The organism is Candidatus Poriferisocius sp. (assembly GCF_965214065.1).
In the GTDB taxonomy this organism is placed as follows: Bacteria; Actinomycetota; Acidimicrobiia; order Acidimicrobiales; family Bin134; genus Poriferisocius.
The window spans coordinates 1,130,062-1,147,657 of the sequence record NZ_CBDCAT010000028.1 but is presented as its reverse complement, the minus strand read 5'-3'; the positions used below and the strand labels follow the sequence as shown (position 1 = coordinate 1,147,657).

At 64.6% G+C, this 17,596-nt stretch carries 20 protein-coding genes and 1 tRNA gene; 4 read left to right on the top strand and 17 right to left on the bottom strand.

What is annotated here, in order from left to right; genetic code table 11:
- The first annotated feature begins 69 nt into the window (after positions 1–69).
- From ACOOGG_RS16740 to ACOOGG_RS16725, 4 genes are all read left to right on the top strand, one after another.
- Entirely contained in the window at positions 70–837 is a 768-nt protein-coding gene (locus ACOOGG_RS16740) for a hypothetical protein (protein WP_420437117.1), read from the top strand.
- A gap of 4 nt (positions 838–841) precedes the next feature.
- The gene (locus ACOOGG_RS16735; RefSeq protein ID WP_420437115.1) at positions 842–1,606 is read left to right on the top strand and encodes an SDR family NAD(P)-dependent oxidoreductase; all 765 of its coding nucleotides are present in this window, start codon (positions 842–844) and stop codon (positions 1,604–1,606) included.
- Between the two features lie 66 nt (positions 1,607–1,672).
- Complete coding sequence (gene rpe / locus ACOOGG_RS16730; RefSeq protein WP_420437113.1) at positions 1,673–2,356, top strand: ribulose-phosphate 3-epimerase; 684 nt, start codon at positions 1,673–1,675, stop codon at positions 2,354–2,356.
- A 2-nt stretch (positions 2,357–2,358) separates the two neighbouring features.
- Positions 2,359–2,853 (top strand): hypothetical protein, encoded by a 495-nt coding sequence (locus ACOOGG_RS16725; RefSeq protein WP_420437111.1) that lies wholly within the window; start codon positions 2,359–2,361, stop codon positions 2,851–2,853.
- Positions 2,854–2,899: 46 nt separating this feature from the next.
- Here ACOOGG_RS16725 and ACOOGG_RS16720 read toward each other — a convergent pair whose 3' ends face one another.
- The 17 genes from ACOOGG_RS16720 to ACOOGG_RS16640 all read right to left on the bottom strand — a co-directional run bounded on the left by ACOOGG_RS16720 (position 2,900) and on the right by ACOOGG_RS16640 (position 17,571).
- On the bottom strand, positions 2,900–3,490 hold the full coding sequence (locus ACOOGG_RS16720) for an ATP-dependent Clp protease proteolytic subunit (RefSeq protein WP_420437109.1): 591 nt from the start codon (positions 3,488–3,490) through the stop codon (positions 2,900–2,902).
- 21 nt (positions 3,491–3,511) lie between these two features.
- Positions 3,512–4,657 (bottom strand): DUF1214 domain-containing protein, encoded by a 1,146-nt coding sequence (locus ACOOGG_RS16715; RefSeq protein ID WP_420437107.1) that lies wholly within the window; start codon positions 4,655–4,657, stop codon positions 3,512–3,514.
- The gene (locus ACOOGG_RS16710; protein ID WP_420437105.1) at positions 4,654–5,181 is read right to left on the bottom strand and encodes a cupin domain-containing protein; all 528 of its coding nucleotides are present in this window, start codon (positions 5,179–5,181) and stop codon (positions 4,654–4,656) included. Before ACOOGG_RS16710 ends, ACOOGG_RS16715 begins: the two co-directional genes overlap by 4 nt.
- 1 nt (position 5,182) lies before the next feature.
- A tRNA-Leu gene (locus ACOOGG_RS16705) sits at positions 5,183–5,267 on the bottom strand.
- 19 nt (positions 5,268–5,286) lie between these two features.
- Entirely contained in the window at positions 5,287–5,850 is a 564-nt protein-coding gene (gene rdgB, locus ACOOGG_RS16700) for an RdgB/HAM1 family non-canonical purine NTP pyrophosphatase (RefSeq protein WP_420437103.1), read from the bottom strand.
- A 29-nt stretch (positions 5,851–5,879) separates the two neighbouring features.
- On the bottom strand, positions 5,880–6,611 hold the full coding sequence (gene rph / locus ACOOGG_RS16695) for a ribonuclease PH (RefSeq protein WP_420437101.1): 732 nt from the start codon (positions 6,609–6,611) through the stop codon (positions 5,880–5,882).
- Positions 6,612–6,808: 197 nt separating this feature from the next.
- Positions 6,809–7,759 (bottom strand): PLP-dependent cysteine synthase family protein, encoded by a 951-nt coding sequence (locus tag ACOOGG_RS16690; protein WP_420437099.1) that lies wholly within the window; start codon positions 7,757–7,759, stop codon positions 6,809–6,811.
- Positions 7,760–7,769: 10 nt separating this feature from the next.
- Complete coding sequence (locus tag ACOOGG_RS16685; RefSeq protein WP_420437097.1) at positions 7,770–8,186, bottom strand: Mov34/MPN/PAD-1 family protein; 417 nt, start codon at positions 8,184–8,186, stop codon at positions 7,770–7,772.
- Between the two features lie 277 nt (positions 8,187–8,463).
- Positions 8,464–9,114, bottom strand: a complete 651-nt coding sequence (locus tag ACOOGG_RS16680; protein WP_420437095.1) for a protein-L-isoaspartate(D-aspartate) O-methyltransferase — start codon at positions 9,112–9,114, stop codon at positions 8,464–8,466.
- A gap of 45 nt (positions 9,115–9,159) precedes the next feature.
- Complete coding sequence (locus tag ACOOGG_RS16675) at positions 9,160–9,534, bottom strand: hypothetical protein (protein WP_420437093.1); 375 nt, start codon at positions 9,532–9,534, stop codon at positions 9,160–9,162.
- Between the two features lie 165 nt (positions 9,535–9,699).
- Entirely contained in the window at positions 9,700–10,782 is a 1,083-nt protein-coding gene (locus ACOOGG_RS16670) for an S-(hydroxymethyl)mycothiol dehydrogenase (RefSeq protein WP_420437091.1), read from the bottom strand.
- Positions 10,783–10,896: 114 nt separating this feature from the next.
- Entirely contained in the window at positions 10,897–11,790 is an 894-nt protein-coding gene (locus ACOOGG_RS16665) for a cell division protein FtsX (RefSeq protein WP_420437089.1), read from the bottom strand.
- 53 nt (positions 11,791–11,843) lie between these two features.
- Positions 11,844–12,521: a cell division ATP-binding protein FtsE gene (gene ftsE / locus ACOOGG_RS16660; protein ID WP_420437087.1), complete on the bottom strand. Its 678-nt coding sequence runs from the start codon at positions 12,519–12,521 to the stop codon at positions 11,844–11,846.
- A 123-nt stretch (positions 12,522–12,644) separates the two neighbouring features.
- Positions 12,645–13,745 carry a peptide chain release factor 2 gene (gene prfB / locus ACOOGG_RS16655; RefSeq protein ID WP_420437085.1) on the bottom strand — a complete coding sequence of 367 codons (1,101 nt, stop codon included), beginning with the start codon at positions 13,743–13,745 and terminating at the stop codon, positions 12,645–12,647.
- A 22-nt stretch (positions 13,746–13,767) separates the two neighbouring features.
- Positions 13,768–16,467, bottom strand: a complete 2,700-nt coding sequence (secA, locus tag ACOOGG_RS16650; RefSeq protein ID WP_420437083.1) for a preprotein translocase subunit SecA — start codon at positions 16,465–16,467, stop codon at positions 13,768–13,770.
- 118 nt (positions 16,468–16,585) lie between these two features.
- A complete protein-coding gene (gene hpf / locus ACOOGG_RS16645) occupies positions 16,586–16,918 on the bottom strand; it encodes a ribosome hibernation-promoting factor, HPF/YfiA family (RefSeq protein WP_420437081.1) in 333 nt (110 codons plus the stop codon).
- The gene (locus tag ACOOGG_RS16640) at positions 16,909–17,571 is read right to left on the bottom strand and encodes a ComF family protein (RefSeq protein ID WP_420437079.1); all 663 of its coding nucleotides are present in this window, start codon (positions 17,569–17,571) and stop codon (positions 16,909–16,911) included. The genes hpf and ACOOGG_RS16640 overlap by 10 nt, the downstream gene beginning before the upstream one ends.
- Positions 17,572–17,596 lie beyond the last annotated feature (25 nt).

The window sequence follows — 17,596 nt, the reverse complement described above, 5'->3', positions numbered from 1 at the left end:
CCTACGCCGGTAACGTCGGCCGGTGATGCCCCACAACACACCGCCCACCCATCGGCCTGGAGGCCCAGAATGAACCGCGACCTGTACCTCTATGAGGTGGTCGACGTCATCGAGCAGGGCCAGTACGACTACATGGAGCATCTGTGGCAAGACCCGGTGCTGCGCATGCCGGAGATGTTCGGACTCCAGGGCGCCTTCTACATCCTGGGCGCGGGCGGCGGGTGCTGGCCCCAGGTCGTCAACATCTGGGACATCGGCTCTGAGGGCTGGAAGGGCCTGGCCAAGAATCTCGACCGGCTCAACCTGAAGCGGCGCAAGGCGTTCTATGGCGACTGGTGGGACGAGGCCGCCCAGTGGCGCTCCGGCGGTTTCGACCGGCTGTGCGGGGGCGTGCCCGGCAGCCCCACCACCACCGAGATCGCCGAAGCCGGCATCACCGGCACCCTGTTCGTGAACGAGGTCCTCACCGTGAGGCCTGGAACCCCGCTAGAGTTTCTGGCCGCCGTGGTCGAAGAGCGCACGCCCCTCATGGCCGACTACGGCCACCGACCCACCGGCCTCTACGAAGTGCTCAACAACCAGCACGAGGTGGTGATGGTGTGGGCTACCGATATCGCCTCCCACGTCACCTTCCGCCAGAACCGAGATACCACCCGGGGCCTGTGCGATGAGGGTACCGCCGACGAGCGGATCACCGCCTGGGAGCGGCGCTCGGCCGAATACGTCACCGGCGGCGACACCCACCTGATGACTCCCCTCCCCCGCACGGTTTACGGCCCCGACGATTGGGAGGATGCCAGCCTGGAGAATTGGCTGGCTGCCCAGGAGCAGGATTGATGACATGACGGACAAATTCGACCTGACCGGGCGGGTGGCCATCGTCACCGGCGCATCCCGGGGCATTGGCCAGGCCTTGGCCCTGGGACTGGCCGACGCCGGCGCCAAGATCGTCGCCGCCAGCCGAACGCTGGATGCCTGCCAGGCACTGGCCGATCAGATCACCGCCGCGGGTGGAGAGGCCATGGCTGCTGAACTCGATGTCGGCCAGCTGAACCAGCATCAGCCGCTGCTCGAAGCCACCATGAACCGCTTCGGCCGCATAGACGTACTGGTGAACAACGCCGGAGTGCTCCGTCCCCACGTCACCACCCGGGTCACCCCAGAAGAGCTCGACGACATCTTGGCCGTGAATTTCAAGGGACCGCTTTTCCTGTCGCAGGCTGCCCTCGACCACCTGGCCGCCAACGGGAGCGGGTCGATTATCAACATCGGCGCGCTGGGTGCCTTCCAGCCCATGGAGGGCATCGGCGCCTATTGCGCGGTCAAGGCGGCCATGGCCAACTGGACCACCACCATGGCCCGAGAGTGGGCCAACCGCGGCGTGCGGGTGAACCTGCTGGTACCCGGTCCGGTGGCCACCGACATGATACTGCCCCGCGATCCCGACACCCGGGCCCGGTTTGAGCAAGAAGTGGCCGCGGAGACCATCTTCGGCCGTCTCGGTGTCCCCGAAGATCTCGTCGGCGCCGCGGTGTTCCTGGCCAGCGACGCCTCGGCGTTTATGAGCGGCCGCCCGGTGTTCGTAGACGGCGGAATGCTGCGCTGAGCTGGGGAATCGGAGAGGACCGCAAAGGTGCGCTTCTGGCGCGCCGACACCGGGTAGGGTCGGGGCATGGCCTCTGATTTGGCCCAACAGGTCTTGATTGCGCCTTCTGTGCTGCCCGCCGATTTCGCCCGATTGGGCGAGGAGTGCATCGGGTTGGAAAAGGCCGGGGCCGATCGCATCCACTGGGATGTGATGGACGGGCGATTCGTGCCCAACCTCACCTTCGGCCCCGACGTTATTGCCTCCATCCGGCCCTTGGTGTCGCTGCCGTTCGAGGCCCACCTGATGGTGGAGGAGCCCCACGAGCTGGCCCCTCGCTACGCCGAAGCCGGCTGCGAGCTGCTAACCGTCCACGCCGAGGCCTGCCCCCACCTGCACAGTACGCTGGGCGCCATCCGCGAGCTGGGCATGGATGCTGGCGTGGCCCTCAACCCAGGCACTCCGGCCTCGGCGGTGGCCCATGTTCTGGACCTGTGCCGGCTGGTCCTGGTGATGACCGTCAATCCCGGCTGGGGCGGCCAGTCTTATATCGCGTCGATGGAGTCCAAGGTGGCCGAGGTTAGGGCCATGATCGACGAAGGCGGACACGACGTGGAGTTGGAGGTTGACGGCGGTATCGGCAGGGACACCATCGGGGCCGCCGCCAAAGCTGGGGCCGGTGTGTTCGTGGCCGGCAGCGCGGTGTTCTCCGACGAGCAGGGGTTCGACCACGCCATCACCGAGTTGCGAGACGCGGCCGCCGCCCGCTGACCGTGCCAGTGGTCCGCCGCCGGCTGCCGATTGCCGCAGTGCTGTTGATAGCGGTTGCCCCGTTTGTCCTGGCAATCGGGGCGTGCGGGGGCGGAGAACGGTCCGACCTGGCCACCTTCTGTGAGAAGCTCCGCGTCGCGTCTGGTCCCGAGGGAGCGCTGGCCTCGCTCGCCCCCAACGACCCCGATGCCGCCGAGGTGGCTGCTGAGGAGCTAACCAGCCTGCACCGAGCCGCCCCATTGGAAATCAAGCCGTCGCTGGCTGTGATCAACAACACCGTGGGCCTCGTTCTGACCGCCTTGAGCGATTCAGAGGTCGCCGGCCAGGACTCCTTGCAAAAGATGGAGAGCGAGATGACCGCCTATACCGAAGCCGCCATTGAGGTGGCTCGATTCGCCGCCGACCACTGCGGTTTGGATCTAAACCCCGAGACTCCTGCCACCAGTCTCGATGGAGACAGGATTATCGGTGAAGTGCAATTGGATGTGGTGGGCTGATGCTGGCCGGCCGGATCTCGATGATCAACTCGATCATCAGAAGAGGTCAGATCATTTCACCGCGCTTGACGATGACATGGTCGATGATGCCGTACTGCTTGGCTTCTTCGGCGGTGAACCAGCGATCGCGATCGGAGTCGGCCTCCACCTGCTCTATCGATTGGCCGGTGTGGGTGGCAATGCGTTCGGCCAACAGCGTTTTGACGTAAGCATGCTGCTCGGCCTGAATGGCGATGTCGGCGGCTTGGCCCCTAACGCCACCCGAGGGCTGATGCATCATGATTCGGGCATGGGGTAGGGCGTAGCGCTTGCCGGGCGCGCCGGCGCACAGTAGGAATTGGCCCATTGAGGCCCCCAGGCCCATGCAGATGGTCCCGACATCGGGGGCGATGAACTGCATGGTGTCGTAGATGGCCATGCCCGAGGTGACCGACCCGCCCGGCGAGTTGATGTACAGCCAGATGTCCTTCTCAGCGTCCTCACCTTCCAGGTACAGGAGCTGGGCGGTGATGTAGTTGGCGATGTCGTCGTCTACGGCAGTTCCCAAGAACACGATGCGGTTCTTCAACAACCGGTTGTAGATCTCGAAAGCGCCCCGCTCAGGGCTGCCCGGTTCAAACATGGCGGGATTGGTCATGGCCCCAATCGTACCGGTCTGCTACCGGGTCTCGGCTACCCGATCAACCGGCATGACTGTGCACACCGGGGCCTCAGGCGGTTCGGAGGGCAGCATGAACCGCCAGAACACAGCGGCCCTAGGCTCACCGCAGGTGTCCAGCCAGTTGGGCACGCCGGGATCGCGGTGGGCGATAACCACCCGATAGCGCCGGTCCTCGCCCATCTCCATTTGGACGTCGTTCAGCGAGACGATTCGCTCCAGGTAGTCGGCCGTTTGCCCCAGCTCGTTCCAGATCACCACGTTGGTAAACAAGCCCTCGGGAATCCGGCCTTCCATAACCAGGGCCTCGTCGGGGGCCAACTCGTACTCGCCAGCGGAATAGGCGATGTCCACCGCCCCCCATCCGCCGCCGTCGCTGTCGGTCCAGTCCACCGGTGAACCCATCGTGTTCGCCACATCGGAGTACCAGCTCGGGCGCCTCCGGGGCTGTGGGCCGAGCATCTGCCCGCCGAACTTCGAGCGCACCCAGGCCTCCACCCGTCTTAGGCGACGCGACACCGAAGCATCGTCTGGCACCGGGGCCTGGTCGGGTCCGTTGACTGCTTCGATGCGCAAATCGGGCACCAATTCAACTTGGGTCGAGGCGGCTTCGGCTTCATTGAAGTAAAAGCGGACCACCACCGAGCCGGCGTCCTGCTCCAGGGGCATCCAGTTGCCGCCTTCTGCGTGCGGCGACAGCACCACTTCAAAGCGGCCGTCGTCGTCGAACACCATTTCATCCATGTTCAGCTCAGCCACAACACGGGTTGGCCAGTGCCCATCGCGGTCGCCGCCGTGCACGGTCAGCGACAGATAGATCTCCCGGCCCCGTCGCCCTTGCACTCGATACGAGAGGTCGCCCCGCAGCGGTGCGAAAAAGTAGATGGCGTCGGGATTGTCGCCCCACTTGCGGTAGGGAGAGATGAGTCGCACGAAATGCGGTCGCTCAGGTTCGTTCTCCAGATAGAGATCCAACGCCCCCCATAGAGCCATGGCCAGGCCCCGAATGCCCAAGTGCTCTCGACCGGGGGCCAGGCCCCGCTGGGGCCCGATCCAGTCGGCGTCTATCTCCGACAGCGTGCTCAGCAGGTCCTGCCAAGCCCGCCGGGCCTCGCGGTCCGGCCCGCCCTCTCGAGACTGGCTCACAGCGCCTTAGGGCCGATTGGATCCGCTGCCAAGGTGTCTTCGTCCGCGTCGAAGAGAACGGCCAAAAAGGTGGTGGCCTGGTCGGTGCGGTTGCGCCAGGCATGTACCGTCCCCCGTTGCACTACGCAGTCTCCGGCTTGGAGGTGGACGTCCTCGTCTCCTTCCAGTATTAGCCACAGCTCGCCCTCCAGTACGCAGATGAAATCCACCGTAGCGGTGCGGTGGAGATTCTCCTCGTCGGTCACCGGGGGTGGTTGACCGTCGGCGTCCACGTAGACCACCGAGTCAGGCGGCAGCTTGTTGCGAATTATGTTCACACCGCCAGCTGGAGGCGACAGTCTGAAGCTATCCCGGTCGCCTGGTGCGATATAGCTGGTAGGCAGCTGGCCTACCGTCCAAATGGCAGTAAGGAACTGCTCGGGATGGCGGGGGCTAATCACCACTGGCGGCGGTCCATCGCTGTCCACGATCGAGTGGCCGTCGCTGTCCACTGCGGTCACTATCCGCCGGAAGTCATCAGTCATGTGCGCCAGGTGGGATTTGAACCCACACGGGCTTGCGCCCACAGGGACCTAAACCCTGCGCGTCTGCCAAATTCCGCCACTGGCGCGTAACAAGACCCGACCAGGTTACAAGGCCAGCTGCGCCGCCAAGGCTCGAAAAGCCTTTCCCCGGTGGGAGACCGCGTTCTTCTCCTCGGGCGACATCTCGGCGAACGTGCGCCCGTCTCCCCCGTGGGGCACGAATACCGGGTCGTAGCCAAACCCCTTACCTCCCCGAGGGGCCTCAGCAATTGTTCCGGCGGTCATGCCCTCGACCAGCAACTCGCGGCCCTCGGGGAATACCACTACCGCCACGGTGCGGAAGCAGGCCGAGCGGTCGGCGGTCCCTTCCAGTTCGGCCAGCAGTCGGACCCGGTTGTCGGCATCATCAGCGTCCTCGCCGGCATAGCGGGCTGAGCGCACTCCTGGCGCTCCCGCCAAGGCGGCCACCTCCAGGCCGGTGTCGTCGGCCACTGCGGGTCGGCCGGTGTGGATGAAGACTGCGGTGGCTTTCAGGCGGGCGTTGGCCTCCAATGTGTCGCCGTCTTCGACCACCTCCCCCAAGTCGTCGGGCCGGGCCAGCAATTCAACGGCCGGTCCCAAGATGGCCTCTATCTCGGCCAGCTTGTGCGGATTGGCGGTCGCCGCCACCAGTCGCGGCGTTTCCTCTGGAGCGAAGCTCAACGGGACGGCGGCGGATCGGCCAGTAGCTGGTTTTGCCGCTCGATGATCTGCTCGATACCCGATGTGGCCAAGTCCAGCAGCTCATCCAGATGGCCTCGGTGGAACGGCTGTCCCTCGGCGGTTCCCTGCACCTCAACGAAACGGCTCGACTCGGTCATGACCACGTTCATGTCCACCTCGGCGGCCACATCCTCCTCATACGGGAGGTCGAGCGATGGGGCGCCGTCGATCACCCCGACCGATACCGCGGCGCAAGCTTCGATCATCGGGTGCTGCTCAATCTGTCCTGCGGCCGCCAAGCGGGTGAAAGCATCGTGCAAAGCGACATAGGCGCCAGTGATGGCTGCGGTGCGGGTCCCGCCGTCGGCTTGAAGCACGTCGCAGTCGCAGATCACCTGGCGCTCGCCAAGCTTGGCGGCGTCGGTTACCGCTCGCAGCGAACGCCCGATCAGCCGCTGTATCTCTTGGGTGCGGCCAGACTGGCGGCCCCGGGCCGCCTCCCGCTTGACCCGCTCCGGCGACGACCCTGGAAGCATGGAGTACTCGGCAGTTACCCAGCCCTTTCCCCGGCCTTTCATCCACCGGGGCACATCGGAATCCACCGACGCAGTGCACAACACCCGGGTGCGGCCGAACGAGACCAGCACCGAGCCGTCGGCCATTTCGGTGAAATCTCGCTTGAAGCTGATGGGCCGCAACTCGTTCGCGGCCCGGCCGTCGCTTCTCATTTCGCTGCCCCCATACTTCTACTCCGTATCAAGAGGAACGGCCTCGACTCTGGCGGGATGAGTCGAGGCCGTTCGGCTGGAGCTGTGCTCCAGCGTGGTGGTGTGGTTTGGGTGTGAAAAGTTTAGCATCGCGGGGGGCTTATAGCACATCATGGAGAAGAAAACCCGCCCGAGGAATAATTTCCAAAAGGCCGGAATCAGAAGTAGATGATCGACTCGGCGCGGGCCGTTACCTGATCGATCGGGTCGGTCCACGCCCCAGTGGACAGGTATTTCCACCCGCCGTCCGCAGACACCACCACGACCGTGCCCTCCTCGGTACGCTCGGCCACTCGGGCCGCACCGGCTAGCGCCGCGCCAGTGGAAATGCCAGCAAATATTCCTACTTCCTCGGACAGGCGCCGAGTCCACTCGATCGACTCCCGGGGCCGCACGATACGCTTGCCGTCGAGCAGTTGGTCGCCGCCCCACTTCTCATAGACCGGGGGGATAAACCCGTCGTCGAGGCTGCGTAGGCCATCCACCAATTCTCCGGCAGGGGGCTCTACCGCCAGCACTTGTACCAAGGGGTTCCGCTCTTTGAGGTAGGCCCCCACCCCCATCAAGGTGCCACTGGTGCCCAAACCCGATACGAAGTGGGTGATTTGGGGGCAGTCGGCGTAGATCTCCGGGCCGGTGGTGTTGTAGTGGGCCCGGGGGTTGGCCTCGTTGCCGTACTGGTAGAGGAAAGCCCACTCCGGGTTTGCGTCGGCCAGCTTCTGGGCCATCCGCACGGCACCGTTGGATCCCTTGGCGCCCGGCGACCAGATGATCTCAGCGCCGAACACCTCGAGGAGCTGGCGTCGCTCAGCCGAGACGTTTTCGGGCATGACGATCTTGATCGGATACCCCCGGAGCCGAGCGATCATGGCTAGGGCGATCCCGGTGTTGCCCGACGACGGCTCGATAATGGTGCGGCCCGACTCCAGCATGCCGTCGGCTTCGGCTTCGAGGATCATCTCTCGGGCCACTCGGTCCTTCACCGAACCGGCTGGGTTGACGCCTTCAAGTTTGACGTGGATGGCCACCGACGGGTTCGGCGACAGCACGGTGACGTCCACCATCGGGGTGTTCCCGATGAGATCGATCACCGATTTATGCGCTGTCACAGGTTCTAGGCTACCCCTCGACAGACACCGGCTCTTCGGTAATCTCGCCGTCGAGAATGCGGTAGCAGCGCAGCGAGGGTTCGGGATCCTTCAGCGAAACGATTACATAAAGCAGCGCCCCGAAGGGGTCAAAGGCCGAGGCGTCGCGTACATCGGTGGGCGACGGAAAGGCCGTGGTGTGGGTGTGAGAGTGCATCACCGCCACCAGAATCATCCCCTCGTCATCGGCAGTGCGCTCCACCTGGAGATATTCGGCGTCATCGAGCCGGTATATCTGGCTCGACTCCGCCGCATTGCGCACTGGAAAGAACCGGTCTACCTGCTCTCGCCCACCCCGAGCAGCTAACAGCCCGCAGGCCTCGTTGGGCAGCCCCGAAAGCGCATGGGCAATGACCTCAGAGTAAACCTCACCACTCAACCGCAGCACCCGCTCACCCTACCCCTGCCCCGGCCCGATTCCGTCGACTTTGGGTTGCCACTTTGATCCCGTTCTACCCATAGCCTGGGATGTATGGCTCGGTTGTTCTTGGCGGTATTTCCGCCGACTGATGTCATAGATCGGCTGGACGGGGTTGGAGCGACCCGCGGTTGTCGGGCTGCCATTCGAGGCCGAGTTCCAGGCCACCGAGCTGCACCCCGGCATAGCCCGCTACAACCGGCTCAGCCAGTGGCCACTGACGGCAGGGATCTGAGAGAAGTCTTGATCAAGACTCCTCGACGAGAGGGACGAATCTCACGGGACAGAACCGCTGGGAGGTGGTCTTGTCCCCCGTTCGGGTAATGAGGGTCAGATTCTGGGACCGCGACGGTGACCCTACGGGAATCACCAGCCTTCCGCCGTCGGCCAGTTGGTCTAACAGCGCGGATGGGATGTTGGAGGCGGCCGCGGTCACCACTACTGCGTCATAAGGGGCGCCGGGTAGGTAGCCCTGTGAACCGTCGGCACACACCACGGTGGTGTTGGCGTACTCCAGCTCGGCCAGCACTCGGGCCGCGGCGTCGGCCAGCTTCCTGTGGCGCTCCACCGAAACCACTGAGCCAGCCAGTTCGGCCAGCACGGCGGCCCCGTACCCTGAGCCGGTTCCCACTTCCAACACCCGGTCGCAGGAGCCGATGGCGGCGGCCTCGGCCATGAGGGCCACGATGTAGGGCTGCGAGATTGTCTGGCCCGAGGAGATGGGCAAGGGGTGGTCTTTGTAGGCGTCGCTGGCCAGTGCTCGGGACACGAAACGGTGGCGAGGGACCGACTTCATGGCCTCCAGAACCCGCGGGTCGCATACCCCCCGCCCCTCAATCTGGCGGCGCACCATGGCCAATCGCCGGTCTCGGTGCCGATCGTCAGCCGCCGCAGCCATGCCCCATGATGCTCCAACCGCCCCCAATCCGGGGCGGAGAATGCTCTAGCCCTGTGATGACCTCGCCGCAGGGTAGGAGTTGGTCTTCTCGAATACAGCCTGAAGGGCGTCGGCATCGTGGGTGAATTCTCCGCCACGCTCGGCAGTCGCAGCCCATGGAGGTGCTGGAGCCCACCAGGGCGGCATCTCAGAACCGCCGTCGGCGGTCTCCTCGGGGATGAAGGCCAAGCACCATTGCCAGGAGCCCGTCTGTTCAGGGTCGTTGCTGTCAGGATGGCCCCCGGGGGGAACAAGGGCATAGGTGAAGCCCGGGCCGGGACCCGACTTCTCAACCTGGCGAAATGGGATTTGGCGAGAGCGCGGCAACCGGGCCGCCATAAACGGCAAGGCCAGTAACAACAGAATGATGATCGAAGTCACTACAGTGGTGAGGTTTAAATCGGGCATTTCAGGTGTCTCCGTCGAGAGCAGACCCTTGTTCTACTCAAGCAACACAGGCCCCTTTAACCCCACCCGCAACAAGAAGGTTACCGACCCTTTCCAATAACGTCAATCGGTGAAATTGTCTGAGGAATCCAGGAAAACTCAGATCACTACTACTGAGCGGAGCACTTCTCCCCGCTCCATAGCGTGAAACGCCTCCTCAACGCCTTCCAGCGCGATGGTCTCCGAAACAAACCGCTCCAGGTTCAGCCGCCCCTGGAGATACAGGTCGATCAACATGGGGAAGTCCCGAGACGGCAGGCAGTCGCCGTACCACGACGACTTGAGGACGCCGCCCCGCCCGAATACCTCGATCATCGGCAACTCAATACGCATCTCCGGGTTGGGCACTCCCACGAGCACCACCACCCCGGCCAAGTCCCGGGCGTAAAAGGCCTGTTCGTAGGTCTGGGGCAAGCCTATGGCCTCGATGGCCACGTCCACTCCGTGCCCACCGGTCAGCTCCCGGATCCGCTCCACCGCATCTTCCCTGGCGGAGTTGATGGTGTGGGTGGCACCGAACTCCTTGGCCCACTCCAGCTTGGTGTCGTCGATGTCCACGCCGATGATGGTGTGGGCCCCGGCCAGGCGGGACCCCTCAATGGCCGCGTCGCCGACGCCACCGCACCCGAATACGGCCACCGAGTCACCCCGGCCCACTCCGCCAGTATTCATGGCCGCGCCGAGCCCGGCCATGACCCCGCAGCCGATCAGACCGGCCACCTCCGGGGGGGCCTCGGGGTTGACCTTGGTGGCCTGGCCCGCGGCTACCAGCGTCTTTTCGGCAAAAGCTCCGATGCCCAGCGCGGGCGACAGCTCTTGGCCGCCCAAGGTCATCTTCTGGGTGGCGTTGTGGGTGGCGAAGCAGTACCACGGACGGCCCCGAAGGCACGATCGGCAATTGCCGCACACTGCCCGCCAGTTGAGGATCACGAAATCGCCGGGGGCCACATTGGTCACGCCGGTTCCCACCGACTCCACCACCCCGGCCGCCTCATGGCCCAATAAGAACGGGAACTCGTCGTTGATGGCCCCCTCCCGGTAATGCAGATCGGTGTGACAGACCCCGCAGGCCTGCACTGCCACCAAGGCCTCGCCCGGTCCTGGGTCGGGCACCTCGATGACTTCGATGCTGACCGGGTCGCCCTTGGCCTTGGCGATTACGGCTCGAACCTGCTGGGCCATCGGCTGCTCCTTTCGACCCGCCACCGGCTACCGAAGCCGAGGCATTTGCCGCGAACCTACTACGCCCCGAGAAAGCCAGGTGTCCAAGAAGAGCGGAGGAGGAGGGGCAGCCTGTCAGGCGTCCAAGAAGCGGCTCACCGCGATGCCCGAGCCCACCGTGCCCACGATCGCGCCCAGCCCCACCATCTGGAAGCCCAGCGCCCAGACCCGGGAGGGATCGACGGTGAAGCCCCGCAGCAGCTCTAGCGAGACGTCGTCGTTGATAACGCTGAAGAAGTTATTGGTCAGCCATATAAGCGGGATGGCGATCACCCCGCCGATGAGTCCTTGGATGAGCCCTTCAAACATGAACGGAACCCGGATGAACCAGTTTGTGGCCCCGACCAGCTTCATAACCTCAATGTCCCGTCGGCGGGAGAACAGCGCCATTCTGATGGTGTTCAAGATCAGAACCGCGGCGGCCACCAGCAAGACAATGGCAATGATGATCACCCGCTGCCGAAGCCCGCTGGAGAGGTCTTCGATAGCCCGTATGGTTTCGCTGGCGGTGACCACCTTGGCCACTCCCGGTTGGGCCCGGAAAACTGAGGCCAACTCGTCCACCCGCTCCGGGAGGGTGTCGGTGGGCTTGACCCGGAATGACGCCGGAAGCCGCTCCGGGGTGATCACGTCTACCAACTCTGGGGAGTCGCCCAAAAGATCCTGCACCTCGGCGTAGGCCTCATCCTTGTCGATGTAGGTGAACCCGCTGACCTCGGGTGAGCCCTCGAGTTGCCGGCGGACATCGGACTCCAGCTCGGGGCTGATATCGGGCTCCATGAAGACGATGAACTCCACCCCGTCCTTCCAGCGGACGGTGGCGTTGTCTACCGCGTCGCCGAACAAAAGCGCCGCGCCCAGAAGCGTCAGCGAGATCGTGACGGTGATAACGGTGGCCAGTGTGAGGGTGACATTGCGACGGAAGTTGCTTGCCGTCTCCCGCAGGACATAGTTCAACCTGAGGCTCATCGGTTCACGTCCACCGATCGACCCCCGGTGCCGGGATCCCTCCAGCCCATCGGTTATTCGTACACGCCCCGGGACTGGTCCCGGACAATCTGGCCCCGGTCGAGTTCCACAACCCGGCGGCGCATCTTGTCAACGATGCTCCGGTCGTGGGTGGCCATGACCACCGTGGTACCGGTGCGGTTGATGCGGTCGAGCAGCGTCATGATGCCCAGCGAGGTGTTTGGATCGAGATTCCCGGTGGGCTCATCGGCCAGCAGGATCAACGGCCGGTTCACGAAGGCCCGGGCGATGGACACCCGCTGCTGCTCCCCGCCCGACAGCTCGTCGGGATAGTTGTGCATCTTCTTGGACAGCCCCACCAGCTCCAAGATGGCCGGCACCTTGGACTTGATCACGCTGCGGGGGCGGCCAATCACCTCCAGGGCGAAGGCCACGTTTTGGACCACGGTCTTGTTGGGCAATAGTTTGAAATCTTGGAAGACACAGCCGATGTTGCGCCGCAAAAAGGGCACCTTCCAGCTCGGCAGCTCACCGATGTCTCGACCAGCCACGAATACCCGGCCCCGATTGGGCCTCTCCTCCTTGTTCAGCAGCCGCATGAACGTGGACTTGCCCGACCCGGACGGTCCCACCAAAAAGACGAACTCCCCCCGCTGCACATCGCAGGTGGCGTTCTGAAGGGCGAGCACCTCGCCCTTGTACACCTTGGTGACGTTGTCCATTCTGATCATGCGATGTGTGCTCCGAACTGCGAGCCGGTCTCGAACCACCCTACGTTGACCCAGAAACCCGGACCAACGCTACCACCGGCACCGGACGGCGCACGCTCACCCTCCTTCTGAGAGGGACAATGCTCAGCTCATCCGCCTCCAGCGCAGGTAGGCCTCGATCAGCTCGTCTAGGTTGCCGGCCAGGACGCCTTCAACGTTGCCGATGGAAATGCCGGTGCGGTCGTCTTTTACTTGTTGGTAGGGGTGCAGGACGTAGGAGCGGATCTGGCTGCCCCACTCGGCTTTCTGGTAGTCACCGGCTAGACCGGCGATCTCGGCTTCCCGCTCGGCCCGTTTTAGGTCGGCGAGACGGGCGGCCAGGATCTGCATGGCTCGGTCTTTGTTCTGGTGCTGGCTGCGCTCGTTTTGGCACGACACCACTACACCGGTCGGTATATGGGTGATCCGCACGGCCGAGTCGGTCACGTTAACGTGCTGGCCGCCTGCTCCCGAAGATCGGAAGGTGTCGATCCGCAGGTCCTTGTCGTCGATGTCCACCTCATCGGAAACTTCGTCGAAGAACGGGACCACCTTGAATTGGGCAAATGCGGTGTGGCGGCGGGCGTCGGAGTCAAACGGGGAAATACGCACCAGCCGGTGCACTCCCCGCTCCGACTGCAACAGGCCGTAGGCATTGCGCCCCGAGATGGTGAAATCGGCTGAGGAGATGCCCGCACCCTGGCCCGCCGACACGGAGTCCATCTTGAAGTCGAAGCCGCGGCTCTCGGCCCAACCCTGGTACATCCCCAGCAGCATCTCGGCCCAGTCCTGGGCGTCGGTGCCTCCTGCCCCGCTGTGCAGCTCGCACACCGCATCGGAGCTGTCGTGCTCGCCGCCCAGAAGCGAGCGCAGCTCCAGGTCATCTATTTTGGCGGTCAGAGACTCCAGCATTTGGGAGATCTCCGGGGCCAGCGACTCGTCGCCTTCCTCCACAGCCAGCTGGTGCAGCGTGTCGGCGTCTTCCAACGCGGCTTCCAGCCCGGAGAATAACTCCACGTCTTCGGCCAGCTCGGCCAGCTCCCGGGTTACTTTGCGGGCCCGGTCGGGATCGTCCCACAGGCCGGGGTCGACGGCGGCCTTCTCCAGGTCGGGGCGGCGGGCTATCAGGTCGTCGATGTGCAGGTAGCGCCGGGCTTCGTCGAGTTTGGATCGGAGCAGGGCGAGGTCGCCGCTGAAGTCGGGCACGGGGCTTTTGGGAGTTGAGCGGTCAGCGCCCGTGGCACTGTTTGAACTTGCGGCCCGATCCGCACGGACAGGGGGCGTTGCGGGGGGTCTTCTCCAATTCCGATTTCACCACCGGCACCTTTGAGGCGGGGGCCGATTCCTGGACCACCTCGGGTGCGGCTGAAGCACGGGCCAGAGAGGACTGCGTGGACGGGTCGGCCGGACCCGACTCGGTGATGTTGCTGGTGCCGGTGTCGTCGGCGCGAGCCGGAGCCTCCACGTTGATCTCCACGTGCATGATGTAGGTGACGAAGTCCCGTGCCACCCCGGCCATCATCTGGCCGAACATCTCGAACCCCTCCCGCTGCCACTCTGTGAGGGGGTCCTTTTGGCCCAAGGCCCGCAGGTTGATGCCCTCTTTGAGGTAGTCCATCTCGTAGAGGTGCTCGCGCCAGCGCTGGTCGATGATACGCAGCATGATCTGGCGCTCCACCTCCCGCATGGACTCGGCGCCGACTTCTTCCTCCCGCTGCTCGTAGTGGGCCACCGCCTCGCCCACCAGCAGGTCGTAGAGATCGTCGGTGGAAGTGGCGGAGGCCAATTCGTCGGTGCCCAGCTGGGTGGGCCACAGGACCCGGATCTCGGTTTCCAGTTGCTCCAGGTCCCAGTCAGCGGGATCCTCCGACGTGCACTGCCCGCCGATCACCGCGTCGACCGCCTCACCCAAGTGCTCAAGGGCGTCGGCCCTCAGGTCTTCGCCTGACAGAATCTGGGCCCGTCGCTTGTAGATCACCTTGCGCTGCTCGTTGAGGACCTCGTCGTACTTGAGCACGTTCTTGCGGGCCTCGGCGTTTTTCTGCTCCACCGTGCCCTGAGCCCGCTCGATGGCCTTGGTGACCATCTTGGCCTCGATAGGCACATCCTCAGGAAGGGCCTTGTCCATGACCCAGTTCATGGCACCGGTGGCGAAGATCCGCATGAGATCGTCTTCCAGCGATAGGTAGAACCGGCTCTCGCCGGGATCGCCCTGGCGCCCAGAGCGGCCCCGGAGCTGGTTGTCGATGCGGCGGCTGTCGTGGCGCTCGGTGCCCAGCACATAGAGGCCCCCCAACTCCCGTACCTTCTCGCCCTCGGCCCCGCACTCAGCTTCGTATTTCTCCAGCAGCTCGAATGCCCTGGCCTGGCCCTCGTCGCTGGCGAGGTCGAGTCCTTCGGCGACCGCGTCCCGGCGGGCCATGGCCTCGGGGTTGCCTCCCAAAACGATGTCCACCCCTCGTCCGGCCATGTTGGTGGCCACGGTGATGGCGTGCAGCCGACCGGCCTGGGCCACGATCTCGGCTTCCCGGAAATGCTGCTTGGCGTTGAGCACTTCATGGGGGATGCCCCGCTTGGTCAACACATCGGCCAGCTTCTCGGAGTTCTCCACCGAGACGGTGCCCACCAGCACAGGCTGGCCCCGCTCGTAGCGCTCCACCAGATCGCCGACCAGGGCGTCGAACTTGCCCTTCTCGCTCTTGTAGATGAGGTCGCCCTCGTCTGCCCGGACCACCGGCAGGTTGGTGGGAATAGGCACTACGTGCAGGCCGTAGGTGCTGAATAGCTCGTTGGCCTCGCTCACCGCGGTGCCGGTCATTCCGGCCAGCTTGTCGTAGAGCCGGAAATAGTTTTGGAGGGTGATAGTGGCCAGCGTCTGGTTCTCCTCTTTGATCTTCACCCCCTCTTTGGCCTCCACTGCCTGGTGCAGGCCCTCTGACCAGCGGCGCCCGTCCAAGACCCGTCCGGTGAACTCATCGACGATCTTCACCTCGCCCCGCTGCACGATGTAGTCCTTGTCGCGGTGGTAGAGCTCCTTGGCCCGCAGCGCGGCCTGAAGCTGGTGGACCAAATTGGCGCTGACCGAGTCGTAGAGGTTCTCCACCCCCAGCGCCCGCTCCACGGCGTGGACCCCCTCCTCGGTGGGGGCCACGATGCGCTTCTCCTCGTCCACGTCGTAGTGGACGTCGCGCCGCAGTCCCCGCACCACGCTGGCGAACTTGTAGTACGTCTTGGCGGCGTCGGCCAGGCGCCCGCTGATGATGAGCGGGGTCCGGGCCTCGTCGATGAGGATGGAGTCAATCTCGTCCACGATGCAGTAGTTGTGGCCTCGCTGGACCCGCCGATCGGCCGACATGGCCATGTTGTCCCGCAGGTAGTCGAAGCCCATCTCGTTGTTGGTGCCGTAGGTGATGTCGCACCCGTACTGCTCGCGTTTGAACTCGGAACCCCGTTCTACGGGAACCACCAGGCCAACGGTGAGGCCCAGCCACCGGTGGATCGCCCCCATCCAGTCGGAGTCGCGTGCGGCCAGGTAGTCGTTCACCGTGACCACGTGCACGCCCTTGCCGCCCAGGCCATTCAGGTACACGGGAAGCGTCGATACCAGGGTCTTGCCCTCGCCGGTTCTCATCTCGGCCGCCCAGCCGAAGTGAAGGGCCGCGCCCCCCATCAGCTGCACGTCGTAGTGGCGCTGGCCAATTACCCGCCAGGCCGCCTCCCGCACCACCGCGAAGGCCTCGATAAGCAGATCGTGGAGGTCCTCCCCGTTTTCCAAGCGTTGGCGGAATTCCCCGGTGCGGGCCCGCAGCGCATCATCCGACAGCGCCTTGGTCTCCGGTTCGAGCGCGTTGATGTCGGGCACCAGATCTTCTAGTGCCTTGAGCTTCTTGCCCTCTCCGGTGTTCAGAATCTTCTTGAACACACTCATGCCAGCCCAACTCTACCGCTACGCCCTCCCCATATAGTCAGCGGAGATGGGTCCGACTGGGCTTCGCGCGCCACCTCCTGCGGGCGGGTCAAAGTGCTGTTTGTCGCCTGCGCCGTGCTCAGCTGGCCCGGCGCTCCCGGGAGTGGTGTTGGCGATCCACCCGTCGTGTCTTGGTGCGGCGAAGCTGGCGCTCCAGCTTGGAGATGGCCCGATCCAAGGCCGCAAACGGCGTGGGGCCGTTGACTCGGCTGCGGATGTGATAGCCGTGACCCTCCAGAGTGACCTCGCAGATGTCGGGCTCGGCGATGCGGGGATTCTTCTCCTCGCTGAACCGGACCGTGGCGTGATCGATGCCCGACAGGTAGCGGCTTAGCTTGCCCACCTTTTTTCGGGTGGCCTCCCCCAGTCGCTGCGACACCTGCATCCCGCTGCTGCTAATGGTCACGTCCATGGCGGCTCCCTTTCGGCTGGGGTTGAGTTGTGACTTCTCATGGTAGTCACACCGGGCGGCTGTTGTAAGGAGGGCAGCGGTGTTGCCCCGGCCACCACCGCTTCCACGTGCCGGGCACCAGCCCGGATCAAGGCAGAGGCCGCCGCTTGGAGGGTGGCTCCGGTGGTGACCACATCGTCAACCACCAGCACCGCCGACTGCGGGGAACGGCAGGGAGCGAAAACAGGGGCGCAGTAACGCTGGCTGCGGCTCCGGCCGGTCTGGCCCGCGGCGTCAACTCTCTTCAAGAGGGAGACGACGGTCAATCCTGTCTCCCGCCCCAGAGCTCGGGCCAGCAGTTCAGCCTGATCGAAACCCCTACGACGGCGGCGCCGGGGAGATGTCGGCGCCCACGTGACCGCTTCAACAACCAAGCCCGAAGGCAGGGCACCGGCCATGGCCGACGCCACCCACCCCACACACGACCGCTGATTGCGGTACTTCAGTCGGGCCAGCAGCTCCCGGCCCGCATCCGCATAAGCGAAGGCAGCCCACAACCCGGACAAGGGCTCGGGTGGAAGCATCTCCCCCACTGCCCGCATGCCAGCGCGGCACGGCCCGCACGGCGACGGCCCCGGCCCTCCGCAGCCAGCGCAAACCCTCAGGAACAACATGGCCGCACCCTAGAGGCGGCCAGTG

Bases quoted from the DNA above. Each gene is read 5' to 3' on its own strand.
- ftsE (WP_420437087.1), bottom strand. From the start codon at position 12,521: ATGATCAGAATGGACAACGTCACCAAGGTGTACAAGGGCGAGGTGCTC.
- ACOOGG_RS16665 (WP_420437089.1), bottom strand. From the start codon at position 11,790: ATGAGCCTCAGGTTGAACTATGTCCTGCGGGAGACGGCAAGCAACTTC.
- ACOOGG_RS16735 (WP_420437115.1), top strand. From the start codon at position 842: ATGACGGACAAATTCGACCTGACCGGGCGGGTGGCCATCGTCACCGGC.
- rph (WP_420437101.1), bottom strand. From the start codon at position 6,611: ATGAGAAGCGACGGCCGGGCCGCGAACGAGTTGCGGCCCATCAGCTTC.
- ACOOGG_RS16670 (WP_420437091.1), bottom strand. From the start codon at position 10,782: ATGGCCCAGCAGGTTCGAGCCGTAATCGCCAAGGCCAAGGGCGACCCG.
- ACOOGG_RS16640 (WP_420437079.1), bottom strand. From the start codon at position 17,571: ATGTTGTTCCTGAGGGTTTGCGCTGGCTGCGGAGGGCCGGGGCCGTCG.
- ACOOGG_RS16710 (WP_420437105.1), bottom strand. From the start codon at position 5,181: ATGACTGATGACTTCCGGCGGATAGTGACCGCAGTGGACAGCGACGGC.
- ACOOGG_RS16740 (WP_420437117.1), top strand. From the start codon at position 70: ATGAACCGCGACCTGTACCTCTATGAGGTGGTCGACGTCATCGAGCAG.
- ACOOGG_RS16720 (WP_420437109.1), bottom strand. From the start codon at position 3,490: ATGACCAATCCCGCCATGTTTGAACCGGGCAGCCCTGAGCGGGGCGCT.
- ACOOGG_RS16680 (WP_420437095.1), bottom strand. From the start codon at position 9,114: ATGGCTGCGGCGGCTGACGATCGGCACCGAGACCGGCGATTGGCCATG.
- hpf (WP_420437081.1), bottom strand. From the start codon at position 16,918: ATGGACGTGACCATTAGCAGCAGCGGGATGCAGGTGTCGCAGCGACTG.
- secA (WP_420437083.1), bottom strand. From the start codon at position 16,467: ATGAGTGTGTTCAAGAAGATTCTGAACACCGGAGAGGGCAAGAAGCTC.
- rpe (WP_420437113.1), top strand. From the start codon at position 1,673: ATGGCCTCTGATTTGGCCCAACAGGTCTTGATTGCGCCTTCTGTGCTG.